This window comes from Pseudomonas lalkuanensis (assembly GCF_008807375.1).
GTDB classification, from domain to species: Bacteria; Pseudomonadota; Gammaproteobacteria; order Pseudomonadales; family Pseudomonadaceae; genus Metapseudomonas; species Metapseudomonas lalkuanensis.
This window is the reverse complement of record NZ_CP043311.1, coordinates 1,024,772-1,041,113: the sequence shown is the minus strand read 5'-3', so window position 1 is coordinate 1,041,113 and position 16,342 is coordinate 1,024,772. Positions and strand designations below refer to the sequence as shown.

Genomic DNA, 16,342 nt, shown 5'->3' with positions numbered 1-16,342 from the left:
GATTACCTCAGTTTCAGGGTGGCAAGACCAATCAGCACCAGGATCACGGTGATGATCCAGAACCGTACGATGACCCGGGGTTCGGGCCAGCCTTTCAGTTCGAAGTGGTGATGAATAGGGGCCATGCGGAAAACACGACGACCGGTCAGCTTGAACGACGCGACCTGGATCATCACCGACAGGGTTTCCATGACGAACACGCCGCCCATGATGAAGAGCACAACTTCCTGGCGCACGATCACGGCGATGGTGCCAAGGGCAGCGCCCAGCGCCAGGGCGCCGACATCACCCATGAAGACCTGGGCCGGGTAGGTGTTGAACCAGAGGAAGCCGAGGCCGGCACCCACCAGGGCGGCGCAGAACACGATCAGCTCACCCGCGCCCGGTACGTACGGGATCAGCAGGTATTCGGCGAATTTGATGTTGCCCGACAGGTAGCAGAAGATCCCCAGCGCGCCGCCGACCATAACGGTGGGCATGATCGCCAGGCCGTCGAGGCCGTCAGTCAGGTTCACCGCGTTGCTGGAGCCGACGATCACGAAGTAGGTCAGCACCACGAAGCCGATGCCCAGCGGGATCTCGATGTTCTTCACCAGCGGCAGGATCAGCGTGGTCTCAGCCGGCGTGCTGGCAGTCATATAAAGGAAGATCGCGGCGGCGATGCCGAATACGGACTGCCAGAAATACTTCCAGCGGCTCGGCAGGCCTCGGGAGTTCTTCTCGATCACCTTGCGGTAGTCATCCACCCAGCCGATGGCACCGAACGCCAGGGTCACGGCCAGTACCACCCATACATAGCGATTGGACAGATCAGCCCAGAGCAGCGTGCTGATGGCGATGGCAGTCAGGATCAGCGCACCGCCCATGGTCGGCGTGCCGGATTTCGACAGGTGCGATTGCGGGCCGTCGTTACGCACGGCCTGACCGATCTGGCGGATCTGCAGGGTGCGGATCATCCAGGGACCGAGCCAGAGCGACAGCGACAGCGCTGTCAGGACGCCGAGAATCCCGCGCAGGGTCAGGTACTGGAATACGCCGAACCCTTTATGGAACTGTTGCAGGTACTCAGCGAGCAGCAGCAGCATGATTAGTGAACCTCCCCCGTCCCACAGAATGCCGCGACGACTTTGTCCATCGCCGCGCTGCGGGAGCCTTTGATCAGAATTGTGGTGTTTGCATCCTGCTCGCTGACCAGGGCCTGGATCAGGCTGGCCTGGTCGGCGAAGTGGCGTCCCTGGGAGCCGAAGGCCGCGACGGCATGCGCCATCAGCGGGCCTACGGCATACAGGGCACTGACTTTGCCGCGAGCGTATTCGCCAACTTCGCGATGCCCTTGTTCGGCCCAGTCGCCGAGTTCGCCCATATCCCCGAGCACCAGGACGGTGCGACCGGAAAAGCCGGCGAGTATATCAACGGCAGCCAGCATCGACGCGGGGTTGGCGTTGTAGCTGTCGTCGATCACGCGCATGCCGCTCATGGCGAGCTGCGCTACGGCGCGGCCTTTGACAGGCTGCAGGTTTTCCAGGCCTGCCTTGATCCCGACCAGCGGCACGCCAAGGGCGTGGGCGGCGGCGGCAGCAGCCAGGGAGTTGGCGACGTTGTGCGCCCCCAACAGATTCAGCTGGATGTCCGCGTCGCCGGCCAGGCCACGGAGGCTGAAGGCCATGCAACCGCGTGCATCGCGGGTCAGGTTCTCGGCACGCACATCGGCGCGGCCATCGGTCACGCCGAAGCTGATCACGCGGCGGCCTGCAGCGCGGGCGTGCCAGATGTCGAACGCGCGGTCGTCGCGATTCAGCACGGCAACGCCGTCAGCCGGCAGCCCCTCGAGGATCTCGCCCTTGGCTTCGACAATCTTCTCCGGACCACCGAACTCGCCCACATGGGCGGTGCCGGCGTTGTTCAGGATCGCCACCTGCGGCCGGGTCAGGCCGACGGTGTAGAGGATTTCACCGACGCGCGATGCACCCAGCTCGATCACCGCGCTGTCGTGTTCGGCGCCCAGCTCCAGAAGGGTCAACGGCACGCCAAGGTCGTTGTTCAGGTTGCCTCGCGTGGCCAGCACGCTTCCCTGGGTCCGCAGGATGCTGGCGAGCATTTCCTTGACGGTGGTCTTGCCGCTGGAACCGGTGACCGCCGCGACGCGGCCGGTGAAACCATCGCGATTGTAGGCACCCAGGCGGCCGAGACCTTCGCGGGTATCGGCTACCACGAGTTGCGGGATGGGCGCATCCGCCACCTTGCGCTGCACCAGGGCCGCAATGGCACCCTTGGCGGCCACGTCAGCGAGGTAGTCATGGCCGTCGAAACGCGGACCGACCAGCGCAATGAACAGCTGCCCGGCTTCGATCTTGCGGCTGTCGCTGGAAACGCCGGTGAAGGCTACATCGGCCCCCACCAGCGCGGCCTGCAGCGGCCCGATGAGTTCGGAAAGACGGAACGGCCTAAGCATCTGGCACCTCCCTCGCGTCCAGCGCCCTGGCCGCCTCATCGAGGTCGGAGAACGGATGGCGTATTCCGGCGATCTCCTGGTAATCCTCATGGCCCTTGCCGGCCAGCAGCACTAGGTCGTCAGCGCTGGCAGAAGCGATCAACTGGGCGATCGCCAGGCCACGACCGGCAATGAACTCCACCTTGCCGGCGTCAGCGAAACCCGCACGGATATCGGCGAAGATCTGCGCCGGGTCTTCGGTGCGGGGGTTGTCGTCGGTGACCAGCACGTAGTCGGCAAGGCGCTCGGCAACGGCAGCCATCAGCGGACGCTTGCCGCGATCGCGATCTCCGCCACACCCGAACAGGCACAGCAGGCGGCCACTGACGTGGGGACGCAGGGCCTGCAACACTTTCTCCAGGGCATCCGGCGTGTGGGCGTAGTCCACCACCACCAGCGGCTTCTCACCGCCACCCAGGCGCTGCATGCGCCCGACCGGCCCTTGCAGCGACGGCAGGACCTTCAGCACATCGGCCAGCGGGTAATCCATGGCCAGCAACGCGCCGACCACAGCCAGCAGGTTGCTCAGGTTGAAGCGGCCCAGCAGCGGGCTACGCAGCAAGCCTTCACCCTGGTGGGTAACCAGTTGGGCACTTACGCCGTGATCGTTGAAATGGGCTTCGCGGCAATAGAGGAAGGCGCTGGAATCCTCCAGGCTGTAGCTGAACAGGCGCGATTCGTGCTGTTGGGCAGCAAGCTGACGGCCGAACTCGTCATCCAGGTTGATCACCCGCGCACGCAGGTTCGGCCAGCGGAACAGCCTGGCCTTGGCGGCGGCGTAGGCCTCCATCGAGCCATGGAAGTCCAGGTGGTCGCGGGACAGGTTGGTGAACGCTGCGACATCGAAGTCCAGCGCAGCAACCCGGCCCTGCTCCAGGCCATGGGAAGAAACTTCCATTGCCACGGCACGGGCGCCGGCCTGCTTCAGGCCTGCCAGGGTGGCCTGGACGGCCAGCGGATCAGGCGTGGTGTGGCGACCGCTTTCCAGCTCGCCATAGAAGCCGGTACCCAGGGTACCGACGATGCCGCAGCGCTCGCCCAACTGGTCGAGGGCCTGGGCCAGCAATTGGCTGACGCTGGTCTTGCCGTTGGTGCCGGTGACACCGACCAGGCGCAAGGCGCGGCTCGGCTCACCATAGAAGCGACCGGCGATGGCCGATAGCTGGCTGGCCAGGCCCTTGATCGGGATCAGCTCGGCGCCGGCGGCTTCCGACACATGTGCATCCACGGCTTCATACGCCACGGCGACGGCGCCACGGGATACTGCATCGGCAATGTGGTCGCGACCATCGTGCTGGGCACCGGGAACGGCCAGGAACAGATCACCCGGACGCACCTTGCGGCTGTCCAGGGTCAGTTCGCGAATCAGGGTGGCGCCTTGCGCCTGGGGCAACAATTGGTTCAGTGGCATGGGCATCAGATCCGCCCTCCTTTGCCGGTGGCCGCTTCCGCGGTCTGTTGTTCCTCGGTGGGCAGGTTGTCCGGCGCGATGTTCATCAGTCGCAGCGCGCCGGCCATCACCTTGCCGAATACCGGGGCCGATACCAGGCCGCCGAAGTAGCCCGCCTTGCTGGGCTCGTCGATCACCACCACCATCGCGATGCGCGGATTGGTGGACGGACCGAAGCCCGCGAAGAGCGAGCGATAGGCGTTCTGGGTGTAGCCCTTGGTTCCTACGCTGGCTTTACGCGCCGTACCACTCTTGCCGGACACGTGGTAGCCCGGCACTTGTGCGCGGAACACGCCGCGCGGCGCCTCCACCACCTGCTGGAGCATGCCCTGCATGGTCTTGGCCACCTCTTCCGGCAGTACCTGGACACCGTCGGGGATGCTGTCCACTCGGGTCATCGACAGCGGTACCGCCTGACCGTTGTTGGCCAGGGTGGCGTAGGCGTGGACGAGCTGGATCGCGGTAGTCGACAGGCCGTAGCCATAGGAGAGAGTGGCGGTTTCGGCCTTGCGCCACTCACGGTGGTTGGGCAGGTTGCCCACGCGCTCGCCCGGGAAACCAAGGCCAGTATCCTGGCCGAGGCCAAGCCGGCGCATGGTGTCGTAGATGGTCTCGCCGCCGATATCGAAGGCGATCTTGCTCATGCCGACGTTACTGGAGTTGATCAGGATTCCGGTCAGGTCGAGGATCGGTCCTTCGGTCCTGGATACGTCCTTGATGGTGTAACGGCCGATCTGCAACGAGCCGGGATAGACCTCGACCTTGTTCTCAGGCCTCCAGCGACCGGTCTGCAGTGCAGCGGCCATGGAAATCGGCTTGACCGTGGAACCCGGCTCGAACACGTCGATCATCGCGCGGTTACGCATGGCGGCCGGCTGCAGGTTGCGACGGTTGTTCGGGTTGTAGGTGGGCTGGTTGGCCATGGCCAGCACTTCGCCAGTCTTCACGTCGACGATCACCAGGCTGCCAGCCTTGGCGCCGTTCTCCACCAGGGCGTTGCGCAGCTCCCGGTGGGCCAGGTACTGCAGGCGCAGGTCGATGGACAGGGCCAGGGTCTTGCCCGGCTTGGCGTTGCGGGCGACCTGGACGTCCTTGATCAGGCGGCCACGACGGTCCTTGAGGACCTGGCGCTTGCCAGGCACGCCGGCGAGCCACTCCTCGAACGAAAGCTCGACGCCTTCGCGACCGCGGTCATCGACATCGGTGAAGCCCACCACATGGGCAGTCACTTCACCCGCCGGATAGAAACGGCGGAATTCCTCGATCCCGTAAACGCCCGGCAGCTTGTTGGCCAGGACAGCCTGTCCCTGCTCCGGGGTAAGGCCGCGCGCCAGATACATGAACTCGCGATTGGCGTTCTGTTCGATGCGCTGGGCGAAGCCCTTAGGCTCCTGCCCCAGCACCTGGGCGATGCGCGGCCACTCGTCGCGAACCGCCATCAGGTCCTTGGGGTTGGTCCAGAGCGTGGTGACCGGGGTGCTCACCGCCAGCGGCTCGCCATTGCGATCGGTGATCAGGCCGCGGTGGGCGGGAATCGGGATATGCCGAACGCTACGAGCATCGCCATGCGCCTTGAGGAAGTCATGGTCGATCACGTGCAGGTCGACAATACGCCAGGAAATGGCGCCGACCATGATGGCGAGCAGGCCCAGAACGATCCGGAAGCGCCAGGGATAGAGTGCGCCTTCGAGCTTCATCATGGTGCCACCATCCGCACTTCGGCCGGATCGGGGATACGCATCTTCAGCTGTTCGCTGGCCAGGGATTCGATGCGGTTGTGCGCAGTCCAGGTGCTTTGTTCGAGGACCAGGCGCCCCCATTCGGCCTGGGCCTTGTCGCGCACGCTGAGCTCTGCGAAGAGCTCGTTGAGCAGCTTGCGGTTCCAGTGGGCGCTGTAGGAAACAGCAATGGCGGAGAGCAGCACGCCGACGAACAGCAGCAGCATCAGCAGGCTGCCGCCGGGCAGGGGCTTGGCGTAGATGCGGCTCATCGCAGCTTCTCCGCCACACGCATGACCGCGCTGCGCGAGCGCGGGTTGGCCTTGAGCTCTTCGTCCGACGCATATTGCGGCTTGCCCAGCAGCTTCAGGCGCGGCTCGAAGACAGCCTGGCGAATCGGCAGGTCGCGGGGCAGTTTGTCGGCTTCGCCCTTGGCGTGCTTGCGCATGAATTGCTTGACGATGCGGTCTTCCAGGGAGTGGAAGCTGATCACCACCAGACGACCGCCAACGGCGACTGCCTCGAGCGCGGCATCCAGCCCCTGCTCAAGGTCGCCCAGTTCGTTGTTGACGTGAATTCGGATGCCCTGGAACGCACGGGTCGCAGGGTTCTTGCCTTTTTCCCAGGCCGGGTTGGCGGCACTCAGCACAGCAGCAAGGTCGGCGGTGCGTTCGAAAGGCTTCTCAGCACGACGCTGCACCACGGCACGAGCCATGCGCTTGGCGAAACGCTCTTCGCCGTAGTCCTTGAAGACACGGGCGATTTCATCCTCACTGGCACTGGCGATCCACTGCGCGGCGCTCTGGCCGCGATCCGGGTTCATGCGCATGTCCAGCGGGCCATCATTGAGGAAGCTGAAACCACGCTCCGGGTCGTCCAACTGCGGTGAGGAGACGCCAAGGTCGAGCAGGACGCCGTCCACCTTGCCGTCAAGGCCACGCTGGCGCACTTCGTCACCGAGTTCGGCAAAGCTCCTTTGCACAATGACAAAGCGGCCGTCATCGGCCGCCAGAGCTTGCCCCGTCGCGATCGCTTGCGGGTCCTTGTCGAATCCCAGCAAGCGCCCCCCGGGCCCAAGCCGCTCAAGGATGAGCCGGCTATGCCCGCCTCGCCCGAACGTCCCATCCAGGTAGCAGCCATCCGCGCGCAAGGCGAGGCCTTCCACTGCCTCTTCAAGCAGTACGGTGATATGGCGGAAGCTGCTGGTTGCACTCACAGGATAAGGTCACGTAGTTCGTCCGGCAGGCCGCCGGGCTGTTTGATTGCCATGAGGTCTGCCTCGGAAATCGCGTTCCAGGCATCCTCATCCCACAGTTGGAATTTGTTCAGTTGACCGACCAGCATGGCCCGCTTGTCCAGTCCGGCGTGCTCGCGCAGGCGCGGCGGCACCAGAAAGCGACCTGCGCTATCGAGCTCCAGGTCCACGGCATTGCCGATCAGCAAACGTTGCAGGCGGCGAGTTTCCTCGCGCAGGGAAGGAAGCTCTCGCAGCTTGGCTTCGATGAGTTCCCATTCAGGCAGGGGGTAGACAGTCAAACAGGGATCGACGGCGTCGATTGTGACGATGAGCTGGCCACCACAACGCGAAACGAGCTCGTCACGATACCGACTTGGCATCGCGAGTCGCCCCTTGGCGTCGAGACTGATGGCGTTGGCTCCGCGAAACACGGCTGCGCTTCCCCTTTGATTGGCTTTCCCTGCCAGTAAATCCCACTTCTACCCACTTCACTCCACTTCCGCACACTATAGAAATGCGCCAGCCCCACCGTCAAGGCGCGCAAAAGCGGAAAATTCCTTACAGGACGGCAATTTAGCGAGGGTTCAGAAGGGATTTGGACGGTTTTGATGGATCAAAGAGGGAGAAAAATCCAGCACTTACAGGAGGCTGAACTTCGAACTTAAAGTAATTTGTTAAGAGTAAGATCTTTTCGGCATTTGAAAGGAGGGGAAGACAACACCGAAGAGCTAACGCGAGGAGAAGGAAAGAAGCAGAGAGTCGATCTGTAAGCCGGGTTCTGTCGAGGACAGTCATTCATCTACGGCTGCCATCACTGACAGCCTTTAGCAACCTACCCGAATCCGACGCGGGCCACGCCATGGATTCCTATTTGGTCTTGCTCCGAGTGGGGTTTACCTAGCCACGAACTGTTACCAGTCGTGCGGTGCGCTCTTACCGCACCTTTTCACCCTTACCGGCGCTTACGCGCTTAGGCGGTTATTTTCTGCGGCACTTTCCGTAGGCTCACGCCTCCCAGGCGTTACCTGGCACTCCGCCCTATGGAGCCCGGACTTTCCTCCCTCTCAAAATCGTAGAACGAAATGAGACAGCGACTGTCCGATCGACTCTCCACCGCCAAGGTTAACGGCAGGCGCCTCCGAGAACAAGCTCAGGAATCACCCTGTCGCTCCAGAGCCGCCTGGTAGAGCAGGTTCTTGCGCACACCGGTAATCTCCGCCGCCAGCGCGGCAGCCCGCTTGACCGGCATTTCGACCAGCAGCAGATCCAGCACCCGCAGGGCTTCGGCGCTCAGCGCGCCCTCACCTTCCGGAGCCTGCCAGCCCCCCACCAGCACAACGCATTCGCCCCGCTGCTGGTTGGAGTCCGCCGCCACCCAGCCGCACAGTTCGTCCAGCGGCGCGCCCCTCAGAGTCTCAAAGGTCTTAGTCAGCTCGCGCGCCAGCACTGCGGGACGATCACCACCAAAGACGCTGCGCATGTCTTCCAGCGACTCCAGAATCCGGTGGGGTGCCTCATAGAAGATAAGCGTGCGCGGCTCTTCCTTCATTTCTTCCAACCGCCCGCGACGCGCGTTGGCCTTGGCCGGCAGGAAACCCTCGAAAATGAACCGATCCGACGGCAATCCGGCCGACGACAGCGCAGCAATCAGAGCGCAGGCGCCAGGTACCGGCACAACCGCGACACCTGCGGCACGAGCCTGGCGCACCAGATGAAAACCTGGATCTGAAATCAACGGCGTACCCGCGTCGGAAATCAGCGCAACATCTTCGCCAGCCTGCAGACGCGCGAGAAAACGGCCACCCTGGTCGCGCTCGTTGTGCTCATGACAGGCCGCCAAGGGTGTATCGATTCCGAAGTGTTGCAGCAGGCGCGCGGAGTGACGGGTGTCCTCTGCGGCGATCAGGGCGACCTCCCGCAGCACCCGCAAAGCTCGAGCAGTGATGTCGTCGAGGTTGCCGATTGGAGTTGCGACTACATAAAGCGTGCCGTATGCGTTGCCGCTGGCGGAGGAAAGAGTCACAAGGCACCTCGGAAAAGACTGAAAGCGCGCATTGTATCCCGATTCACCGGCCCGACATCGCGCCTCAACCGGTGCTTGGGTACAATCGCGTCTTTCTTTAACGAGTATCGGGACCGATAAATGATCGCTTGCCTGCGTCCGCTCTCCGCCCTCTGCCTCGCCGGCCTGCTGGCTGCTTGCACCAGCTCGCCCTCGTCCAGCCTTGGCGAATTGCCCCGCACCCCCGAGGCCAGCATCGAGCAGCTGCTGCAGCAGGCCAGCGAGGCCAAGCCGGAACAGGCCGTATTGCTGCGTCTTTCCGCAGCCGACCTCGCCTATAAACAGCAGGACGTCGGCCGATCCGCTCGAATCCTCGAGCAGATTCCGATGGAAAGCCTGAAGCCCGCCCAGCAGATCTTCGCCAGCACCCTGGCCGCAGAACTGGCCATGGCCCGCAACCAGCCGAAGAGCGCTCTGAAGGCCTTGAGCCACCCTAGTCTCGAGCACCTCGCCGAACTGCCTGTCGACCAGCAGGTGCGCACCCAGCTCGTCCGCGCTCGCGCCCTTGAAGCCGACGGCCAGACCCTCGCTGCCGCTCGCGAGCGTGTATTCATTGCCCCCCTGTTGAGTGGCGAAGCTGCCAGCAACAACCACGAAGCCATCTGGGCACTCGTTTCCAGTCTGCCACTGGACCAGCTGCAAGGCGGCGCCGACAGGGATCTGGCCGGCTGGCTCGAGCTCGCGCGCCTGACCAAGACCTCCTCCACCCTGGAACAGCAACAGGCCGCCATCGACAACTGGCGAGCACAGAACCCGGACCACCCGGCCGCCAAGCAGCTGCCGCAGGCCCTGACCAAGCTGAAGGAAATCGCCGGTCAGCCGCTGACCAAGATTGCCCTGCTGCTGCCCCAGGAAGGCCAGCTTGCGTCGGTATCCCGCGCACTGCGCGACGGCTTCCTGGCCGCCCACTACCAGGCCCAGCAATCCGGTCAGCCGCAACCGGCCATCGAGTTGTATGACAGCTCCAAGCTGACCTCCATAGACGACTTCTACCGCCAGGCCCAGGCAGACGGCGTGCAGTTGGTGGTCGGTCCGCTGGAAAAGCCGCTGGTCAAGCAACTCAGCTCCCGCGAACAACTGCCCATTACCACCCTGGCCCTGAACTACAGCGACTCCGGCCAGGAAGGCCCCGCCCAACTCTTCCAGTTCGGCCTCGCCGCCGAGGACGAAGCCCGCGAAGTGGCCCGCCGCGCCTGGGCTGACGGCATGCGCAGCGCAGTGGCCCTCGTTCCTCGCGGAGAGTGGGGCGACCGCGTACTACGCGCCTTCCAGCAAAGCTGGCAGGCCGAAGGTGGCCGACTGATCGCCGCCGAGCATGTCGACCAGCCGGTCGCGCTGGCCCAGCAGATCGCCGATCTCTTCCAGCTCCGCCAGAGCGAGGCCCGCGCCAAGCGCCTGCAGGGCACCCTGGGAGTTCCAGTGGCCGCCCAGCCGGCGCGCCGCCAGGACGTCGACTTCATTTTCCTCGCCGCGACCCCGCAGCAGGCCCAGCAGATCAAGCCGACCCTGGCCTTCCAATACGCCGGCGATGTACCGGTCTACGCCACGTCCCACCTCTATTCCGCAAGCAACGATCCAGCCCAGTACCAGGACCTGAATGGCATCCGTTTCTGCGAGACCCCGTGGCTGCTCAATGGTGATGATCCGCTGCGCCAGCAGGTAGGCAACCAATGGCCCCAGGCCGGCGGAAGCCTCGGTCGCCTGTATGCGATGGGCGTCGACGCCTATCGCCTTGCTCCGCGCCTGACGCAACTGAAGGCCCTGCCAGAAACCAAGGTCGACGGCCTTTCCGGCCGCCTGAGCCTGAACCCCGCTCGCCGAGTCGAGCGCCAGCTGCCCTGGGCCGAGTTCCGCGACGGCCAGGTCCAGCGCCTGCAAGACAGCGACTCTTGATCGATCGACGAGCCCGCGGGCAAGCGGCGGAAGCCATTGCCCGCGCCCACCTCGAAGCAAATGGGCTTCGTCTGTTGTCCCAGAACTGGCTGTGCCGGCGGGGCGAGCTCGATCTGGTCATGCTCGACGGCGATACAGTAGTATTCGCCGAAGTCCGCCACCGCCGGCATACCGGTTGGGGCGGCGCACTCGAGAGCGTAGATGCCCGCAAGCGCGAAAAACTGGCATACGCCGCCCAGCAGTTCCTCCAGCAGGAAACCCGCTGGGCAAAACACCCTTGTAGATTTGATGTGATTGCCGTCGATGCAATGGACGGTGATTCACCCCCGCGACTGACCTGGCTGAAGAACGCCTTCGACACCTGATCGGTCGCCCCACTGAAGGTCTTACCCGATGGACATGCAACCCCGTATCCGCCAACTCTTCCAAGCCAGCATCGACACCAAGCTGCAGGCCATGGAAGTGCTGGCCCCGCACATCGAGCACGGCAGCATGGTGATGGTCCACGCGCTGCTCAATGAGGGCAAGATCCTGTCCTGCGGCAACGGCGGCTCGGCCGGCGATGCCCAGCACTTTTCCTCGGAACTGCTCAACCGTTTCGAACGCGAGCGCCCGAGCCTGCCGGCCATCGCCCTGACCACCGACAGCTCGACCATCACCTCAATCGCCAACGATTACAGCTACAACGAAGTCTTTTCCAAGCAGATCCGCGCCCTCGGCCAGCCTGGTGACGTCCTCCTGGCCATCTCCACCAGCGGCAATTCGGCCAACGTGATCCAGGCCATCCAGGCCGCCCACGACCGCGAAATGGTCGTCGTCGCCTTGACCGGCCGCGATGGCGGCGGCATGGCATCCCTGCTCCTGCCGGAGGATGTGGAAATCCGCGTGCCCTCCAAGATCACGGCGCGCATCCAGGAAGTTCACCTGCTGAGCATCCACTGCCTCTGCGACCTGATCGACCGTCAACTGTTTGGGAGTGAAGAATGACCCGTTCCCCTCTGATATTCGCCGGCCTCGCCCTTTGCCTTGCGCTCTCCGGCTGCGGCGGACGCACTATCGGAAAAACCATCGACGACCAGTCCACCCCATCGAAGGTGCGCGCCAAGGTCGAGGCAGCCAGCCCTGACCTGAAGACCAACTCGCACATCGTGGTCGCCAGCTACAACGGTGTTGTACTGCTCGCTGGCCAGACGCCGCGCGCCGATCTCAAGGAACTGGCAGGCCAGGCCGCGCAAACCGCCCAGGGTGTACGTCGCGTGCACAACGAACTGCAGGTGCTGCAGCCCTCCTCCACCCTGGCACGCATGAACGACAGCACCATCACCACCAAGATCAGCACCCAGCTCCTGGCTGACAGCAAAGTACCCAGCTCGCAGATCAAGGTGGTGACCGAGAACGGCATCGTCTACCTGCTGGGCCTGGTTACCCGCCAGGAGGCCCAGTTGGCCACCAGCATCGTTCAGAGCGTATCCGGCGTGCAGAAGATAGTTCGACTCTTCGAATACACCAACTGACCCTGACCGCAGACACAAAAAAGGCGATCCGAGGATCGCCTTTTTTGTTACTTGACCACTTTCAGGCTGGGCCGGCCACTGGGGCGCGAAGGCTCACCACCCGAGCCCGACGGCTCGCCACCGGAAGGCCCATCGCCCTCCGGCTCAGGATCATCGCCCGGCAGCGGCGGCTCGAGATCGAACACCATGCCCTGGCCATTCTCACGGGCATAGATCGCCATCACAGCAGCTGAAGGGATGTAGAGGCTGTGGGCAACTCCACCGAAACGCCCTTCGAAGCTCACGGCGTCGTTGTCCATGTGCAGGTGGCGCACCGCGCTTGGCGATACATTGAGAACGATCTGGCCATCATTGGCGTAGCCAGGCGGAACCCGCACACCAGCATGCTCGGCGTTCACCAGCAGATGCGGCGTGCAATCGTTATCGACAATCCACTCGTAGAGGGCACGGACCAGGTAGGGACGACTGGAATTCATCTGGGTCTCCTCAGCGCATTTCGCGCTCTGCGGCGGACAGGCTAGCCTGGAAGGAGTCACGAGCAAATGCGCGCTCCATGTAATCCAGAAGAGGCTTGGCCGGCCGCGGCAGTTCGATACCCAGCACGGGAAGGCGCCAGAGAATCGGCAGCAGGCAGCAATCCACCAGGCTGAAATCTTCGCTCAGAAAGTACGGCTTGTCCGCAAAGAGTGGCGACACACCCGTCAGGCTTTCGCGCAATTCCTTGCGTGCCAGTGCCTTGTCGGCGTCCTTGCTGCGCGGATCGAGGATGCGATCCACCAGAGAGCACCAGTCGCGCTGCACGCGATGGATGAGCAGGCGGGTATTGGCACGAGCCACCGGGTACACCGGAAGCAGCGGCGGATGGGGATATCGCTCTTCGAGATATTCCATCACTACCGTGGATTCATAGAGAGCCAGATCGCGATCCACCAGGGTCGGAACGCTGCCATAGGGGTTCACCTCAGCCAGCTTGGGTGGGCAACGGCCCGGCTCGACGTTGATGATCTCGGCGGCGACCCCCTTCTCGGCGAGCACGATGCGCACGCGATGGGAGTAGTGGTCGGCAGGGTCGGAATAACAGGCCAGCCTGTTGGTGACGGCCATTGCGCCCTCCTCACTCGGATTATTCAGGGGCAAAAAGACGCGCGCGCCCTATAAGGGCGCGCGCTTTGACAACGGTACAACGGCGTATCAGTGAACGTCCTTCCAGTACTCGCGCTTGAGCAGGTAGGCGAACACGAAGAAGAACGCCAGGTACAGCAGGACATAGGTACCGATGCGCTGGCTTTCCAGCTTGACCGGGTTGGCCGAGTAGGCGAGGAAGGTCACCAGGTTCTGGACCTTCTCGTCGAATTCGGCTTCGGTCAGCTTGCCGGTCTTCGGCAGCACGGTCAGCTGGTCGCAGGCCTCATGGGTCAGCGGCGCGCCGGTCAGCGGATCGAACTGCTTCTTGCCGTCCTCAACCACCTGAACCTGCTTGCAACCGACAACCTGACGGCCCTGCAGGCTGACCAGCACGTTCGGCATGCCCACATTCGGGAAGACCTTGTTGTTCACGCCCCACGGACGCGCAGGATCTTCATAGAAAGAACGCAGGTAGCTGTACAGCCAGTCGGTGCCACGTACGCGGGCAACCAGGGTCAGGTCCGGCGGTGCTGCGCCGAACCATACCTTGGCGTCCTGAGGCTGCATGCCGATCTTCATGTGGTCGCCGATCTTGGCGCCAGTGAAGACCAGGTTCTGCAGCATCAACTCTTCCGAAATGCCCAGGTCCTTGGCTACGCGCTCATAACGCTGGAACTTGGCGCTGTGGCAGCCCATGCAGTAGTTCGCGAAGGTACGCGCGCCATCCTGCATGGCAGCCTTGTCGGTCAGGTCGATATCGACCTTGTCCAGATGCACTTCAGTGCCGCCCGACGCAAACGAGAGGGCCGGCAGTGCAGCGAAAACAAATGCAGCAAATAGCTTTTTCATCAGCCTGTCACCCTTTCCGGTACCGGTTTGGTTTTTTCCATCCTTGTGTAGAACGGCATCAGGATGAAGTACGCGAAGTACAGGATGGTGCACACCTGGGACAGCAGGGTACGACCCGGAGTCGGGGCCAGAACGCCCAGCACGCCAAGGATCACGAAGGAAACGCAGAACACCAGCAGCCAGATCTTGCTCAGCCAGCCCTTGTAGCGCATGGACTTCACAGGGCTGCGGTCCAGCCACGGCAGCACGAACAGCACGGCGATGGCAGCACCCATGGCGATTACGCCGAGGAGCTTGTCCGGTACCGCACGGAGGATCGCGTAGAAGGGGGTGAAGTACCAAACCGGTGCGATGTGCTCAGGAGTCTTGAACGGGTTGGCCTGTTCGAAGTTCGGCTTCTCGAGGAAGTAACCACCCATTTCCGGGAAGAAGAACACCACGAAGCAGAACACGAAGAGGAACACTACGACGCCGACGATGTCTTTCACGGAGTAGTAGGGGTGGAACGCGATGCCGTCGAGCGGAATGCCGTTCTCGTCCTTCTTCTTCTTGATGTCCACACCATCCGGGTTGTTCGAACCCACTTCGTGCAGTGCCAGGATGTGCAGCACGACCAGGCCGAGCAGGACGATCGGCAGGGCGATCACGTGCAGGGCGAAGAAGCGGTTCAGGGTAATACCGGAGATCAGGTAGTCACCACGGATCCACTGGGTCAGGTCATCACCCACAACCGGGATGGCACCGAACAGCGAGATGATCACCTGGGCACCCCAGTAGGACATCTGGCCCCAGGGCAGCAGATAACCCATGAAGGCCTCGGCCATCAGGGCGAGGTAGATCAGCATGCCGAAGATCCACACCAGCTCACGGGGCTTCTGGTAGGAACCGTAGAGCAGGCCGCGGAACATGTGCAGGTAGACAACGATGAAGAACGCCGATGCACCGGTGGAGTGCAGGTAGCGGATGATCCAGCCGTACTCCACGTCGCGCATGATGTATTCGACGGACGCAAAGGCTTCTTCTGCGGACGGAGTGAAGCTCATGGTCAGCCAGATACCAGTGAGGATCTGGTTGACCAGTACCAGCAGTGCCAGCGAACCGAAGAAATAGAAGAAGTTGAAGTTCTTCGGTGCGTAGTACTTGCTCAGATGGTCTTCCCACATCTTGGTCGCGGGGAAGCGCGCATCGACCCATTCCATGAATTTGCTCATCAGGCCTTCTCCTGGTCCACACCGACGACGATGACGTCATCCGTCTCATACGAGTACGGCGGCACCGGCAGGTTGATCGGCGCGGGTTGCGCCTTGTAGACACGGCCGGCGAGGTCATAGCGGGAGCCATGGCAGGGGCAGAAGTAGCCGCCAACCCACTCGGCGCCCAGGTCAGCCGGCGCGACTTCCGGGCGGAAGGACGGCGAGCAACCCAGGTGGGTGCAGATGCCGACCAGAACCAGGATTTCCGGCTTGATCGAGCGGCTGACCGGATCCACATAGGTCGGTTGTACCGAAGCCTTGGACTCCGGATCGGCCATGCGGTCGTGGATCTTCGGCAGGTTAGCCAGGATTTCCTCGGTACGACGCACGATGAACACCGGCTGACCGCGCCATTCGGCGATGATCTGCTGGCCAGCTTCGACCTTGCTTATATTCACCTTGACCGGTGCACCCGCGGCCTTGGCCTTGGCACTGGGCAGCCATGACCCCACGAACGGGACCGCAGCCCCCACCGCTCCCGCAGCACCGACCACGGACGTGGCCGCTACGAGGAAGCGACGCCGGCCTGCATTCACGCCGTCATTGCTCATTCAGTCGTCTCCCATCAGCTTCTGTGGCCTGTTGTTCAGGCCTCTACTAAGTAAAAAATCGAGCCGCGCAAAAAATTCGCCAAATGGTAAAGAAAACCCCCTTTGCTGACAAGGTAATAGCCGGATACAAATGACCTGAAAGCCTTGATTGGCGGGGGATTCGCGAGTGCGACAAGCTGTCGCAGGGCAAAATTCGGGC

General features: G+C 62.9%; 17 protein-coding genes and 1 other RNA gene. 4 read left to right on the top strand and 14 right to left on the bottom strand.

Translation table 11 applies throughout. The features are described from left to right. Positions 1 to 2: 2 nt before the first annotated feature. From mraY to rsmI, 9 genes are all read right to left on the bottom strand, one after another. Positions 3 to 1,085: a phospho-N-acetylmuramoyl-pentapeptide-transferase gene (mraY, locus tag FXN65_RS05000; RefSeq protein WP_151131988.1), complete on the bottom strand. Its 1,083-nt coding sequence runs from the start codon at positions 1,083 to 1,085 to the stop codon at positions 3 to 5. Between the two features lie 2 nt (positions 1,086 to 1,087). Beyond that, the gene (locus tag FXN65_RS04995; RefSeq protein WP_151131987.1) at positions 1,088 to 2,452 is read right to left on the bottom strand and encodes a UDP-N-acetylmuramoyl-tripeptide--D-alanyl-D-alanine ligase; all 1,365 of its coding nucleotides are present in this window, start codon (positions 2,450 to 2,452) and stop codon (positions 1,088 to 1,090) included. After that, positions 2,445 to 3,908: a UDP-N-acetylmuramoyl-L-alanyl-D-glutamate--2,6-diaminopimelate ligase gene (gene murE, locus FXN65_RS04990; protein WP_151131986.1), complete on the bottom strand. Its 1,464-nt coding sequence runs from the start codon at positions 3,906 to 3,908 to the stop codon at positions 2,445 to 2,447. Before murE ends, FXN65_RS04995 begins: the two co-directional genes overlap by 8 nt. Then, positions 3,908 to 5,641, bottom strand: coding sequence for a peptidoglycan D,D-transpeptidase FtsI family protein (locus FXN65_RS04985; protein WP_394351274.1), 1,734 nt, complete (start codon positions 5,639 to 5,641; stop codon positions 3,908 to 3,910). Before FXN65_RS04985 ends, murE begins: the two co-directional genes overlap by 1 nt. Beyond that, positions 5,638 to 5,931 carry a cell division protein FtsL gene (ftsL, locus tag FXN65_RS04980; RefSeq protein WP_151131985.1) on the bottom strand — a complete coding sequence of 98 codons (294 nt, stop codon included), beginning with the start codon at positions 5,929 to 5,931 and terminating at the stop codon, positions 5,638 to 5,640. Before ftsL ends, FXN65_RS04985 begins: the two co-directional genes overlap by 4 nt. Continuing rightward, on the bottom strand, positions 5,928 to 6,875 hold the full coding sequence (gene rsmH, locus FXN65_RS04975; RefSeq protein WP_151131984.1) for a 16S rRNA (cytosine(1402)-N(4))-methyltransferase RsmH: 948 nt from the start codon (positions 6,873 to 6,875) through the stop codon (positions 5,928 to 5,930). Before rsmH ends, ftsL begins: the two co-directional genes overlap by 4 nt. Then, positions 6,872 to 7,327 (bottom strand): division/cell wall cluster transcriptional repressor MraZ, encoded by a 456-nt coding sequence (gene mraZ, locus FXN65_RS04970; protein WP_151131983.1) that lies wholly within the window; start codon positions 7,325 to 7,327, stop codon positions 6,872 to 6,874. The genes rsmH and mraZ overlap by 4 nt, the downstream gene beginning before the upstream one ends. Positions 7,328 to 7,647: 320 nt before the next feature. Further along, positions 7,648 to 8,006, bottom strand: an RNA gene (gene rnpB / locus FXN65_RS04965) — RNase P RNA component class A. Positions 8,007 to 8,046: 40 nt separating this feature from the next. Next, a complete protein-coding gene (rsmI, locus tag FXN65_RS04960) occupies positions 8,047 to 8,919 on the bottom strand; it encodes a 16S rRNA (cytidine(1402)-2'-O)-methyltransferase (RefSeq protein ID WP_151131982.1) in 873 nt (290 codons plus the stop codon). 120 nt (positions 8,920 to 9,039) lie between these two features. On the opposite strand from rsmI, the gene FXN65_RS04955 reads away from it, so the two are divergent. Genes FXN65_RS04955 through FXN65_RS04940 form a run of 4 tightly spaced genes read left to right on the top strand, consistent with a single transcriptional unit; the run spans position 9,040 to position 12,365 of the window. After that, positions 9,040 to 10,851, top strand: a complete 1,812-nt coding sequence (locus FXN65_RS04955) for a penicillin-binding protein activator (RefSeq protein ID WP_151131981.1) — start codon at positions 9,040 to 9,042, stop codon at positions 10,849 to 10,851. Then, positions 10,848 to 11,216 (top strand): YraN family protein, encoded by a 369-nt coding sequence (locus tag FXN65_RS04950; protein WP_151131980.1) that lies wholly within the window; start codon positions 10,848 to 10,850, stop codon positions 11,214 to 11,216. The genes FXN65_RS04955 and FXN65_RS04950 overlap by 4 nt, the downstream gene beginning before the upstream one ends. A gap of 28 nt (positions 11,217 to 11,244) precedes the next feature. Beyond that, positions 11,245 to 11,838, top strand: coding sequence for a phosphoheptose isomerase (locus tag FXN65_RS04945; protein WP_077526499.1), 594 nt, complete (start codon positions 11,245 to 11,247; stop codon positions 11,836 to 11,838). Then, positions 11,835 to 12,365: a BON domain-containing protein gene (locus tag FXN65_RS04940; protein WP_151131979.1), complete on the top strand. Its 531-nt coding sequence runs from the start codon at positions 11,835 to 11,837 to the stop codon at positions 12,363 to 12,365. Before FXN65_RS04945 ends, FXN65_RS04940 begins: the two co-directional genes overlap by 4 nt. Positions 12,366 to 12,412: 47 nt before the next feature. On the opposite strand, the gene FXN65_RS04935 is transcribed toward FXN65_RS04940, so the two are convergent. The 5 genes from FXN65_RS04935 to petA form a co-directional block, all read right to left on the bottom strand. Beyond that, positions 12,413 to 12,841 carry a ClpXP protease specificity-enhancing factor gene (locus FXN65_RS04935; RefSeq protein ID WP_151131978.1) on the bottom strand — a complete coding sequence of 143 codons (429 nt, stop codon included), beginning with the start codon at positions 12,839 to 12,841 and terminating at the stop codon, positions 12,413 to 12,415. Between the two features lie 10 nt (positions 12,842 to 12,851). Next, positions 12,852 to 13,469 carry a glutathione S-transferase N-terminal domain-containing protein gene (locus FXN65_RS04930; RefSeq protein ID WP_151131977.1) on the bottom strand — a complete coding sequence of 206 codons (618 nt, stop codon included), beginning with the start codon at positions 13,467 to 13,469 and terminating at the stop codon, positions 12,852 to 12,854. Between the two features lie 87 nt (positions 13,470 to 13,556). After that, complete coding sequence (locus tag FXN65_RS04925; RefSeq protein WP_151131976.1) at positions 13,557 to 14,339, bottom strand: cytochrome c1; 783 nt, start codon at positions 14,337 to 14,339, stop codon at positions 13,557 to 13,559. Beyond that, entirely contained in the window at positions 14,339 to 15,550 is a 1,212-nt protein-coding gene (locus tag FXN65_RS04920) for a cytochrome b (protein WP_077526510.1), read from the bottom strand. Before FXN65_RS04920 ends, FXN65_RS04925 begins: the two co-directional genes overlap by 1 nt. Then, positions 15,550 to 16,143 carry a ubiquinol-cytochrome c reductase iron-sulfur subunit gene (gene petA / locus FXN65_RS04915; protein WP_151131975.1) on the bottom strand — a complete coding sequence of 198 codons (594 nt, stop codon included), beginning with the start codon at positions 16,141 to 16,143 and terminating at the stop codon, positions 15,550 to 15,552. Before petA ends, FXN65_RS04920 begins: the two co-directional genes overlap by 1 nt. Between the last annotated feature and the right edge of the window lie 199 nt (positions 16,144 to 16,342).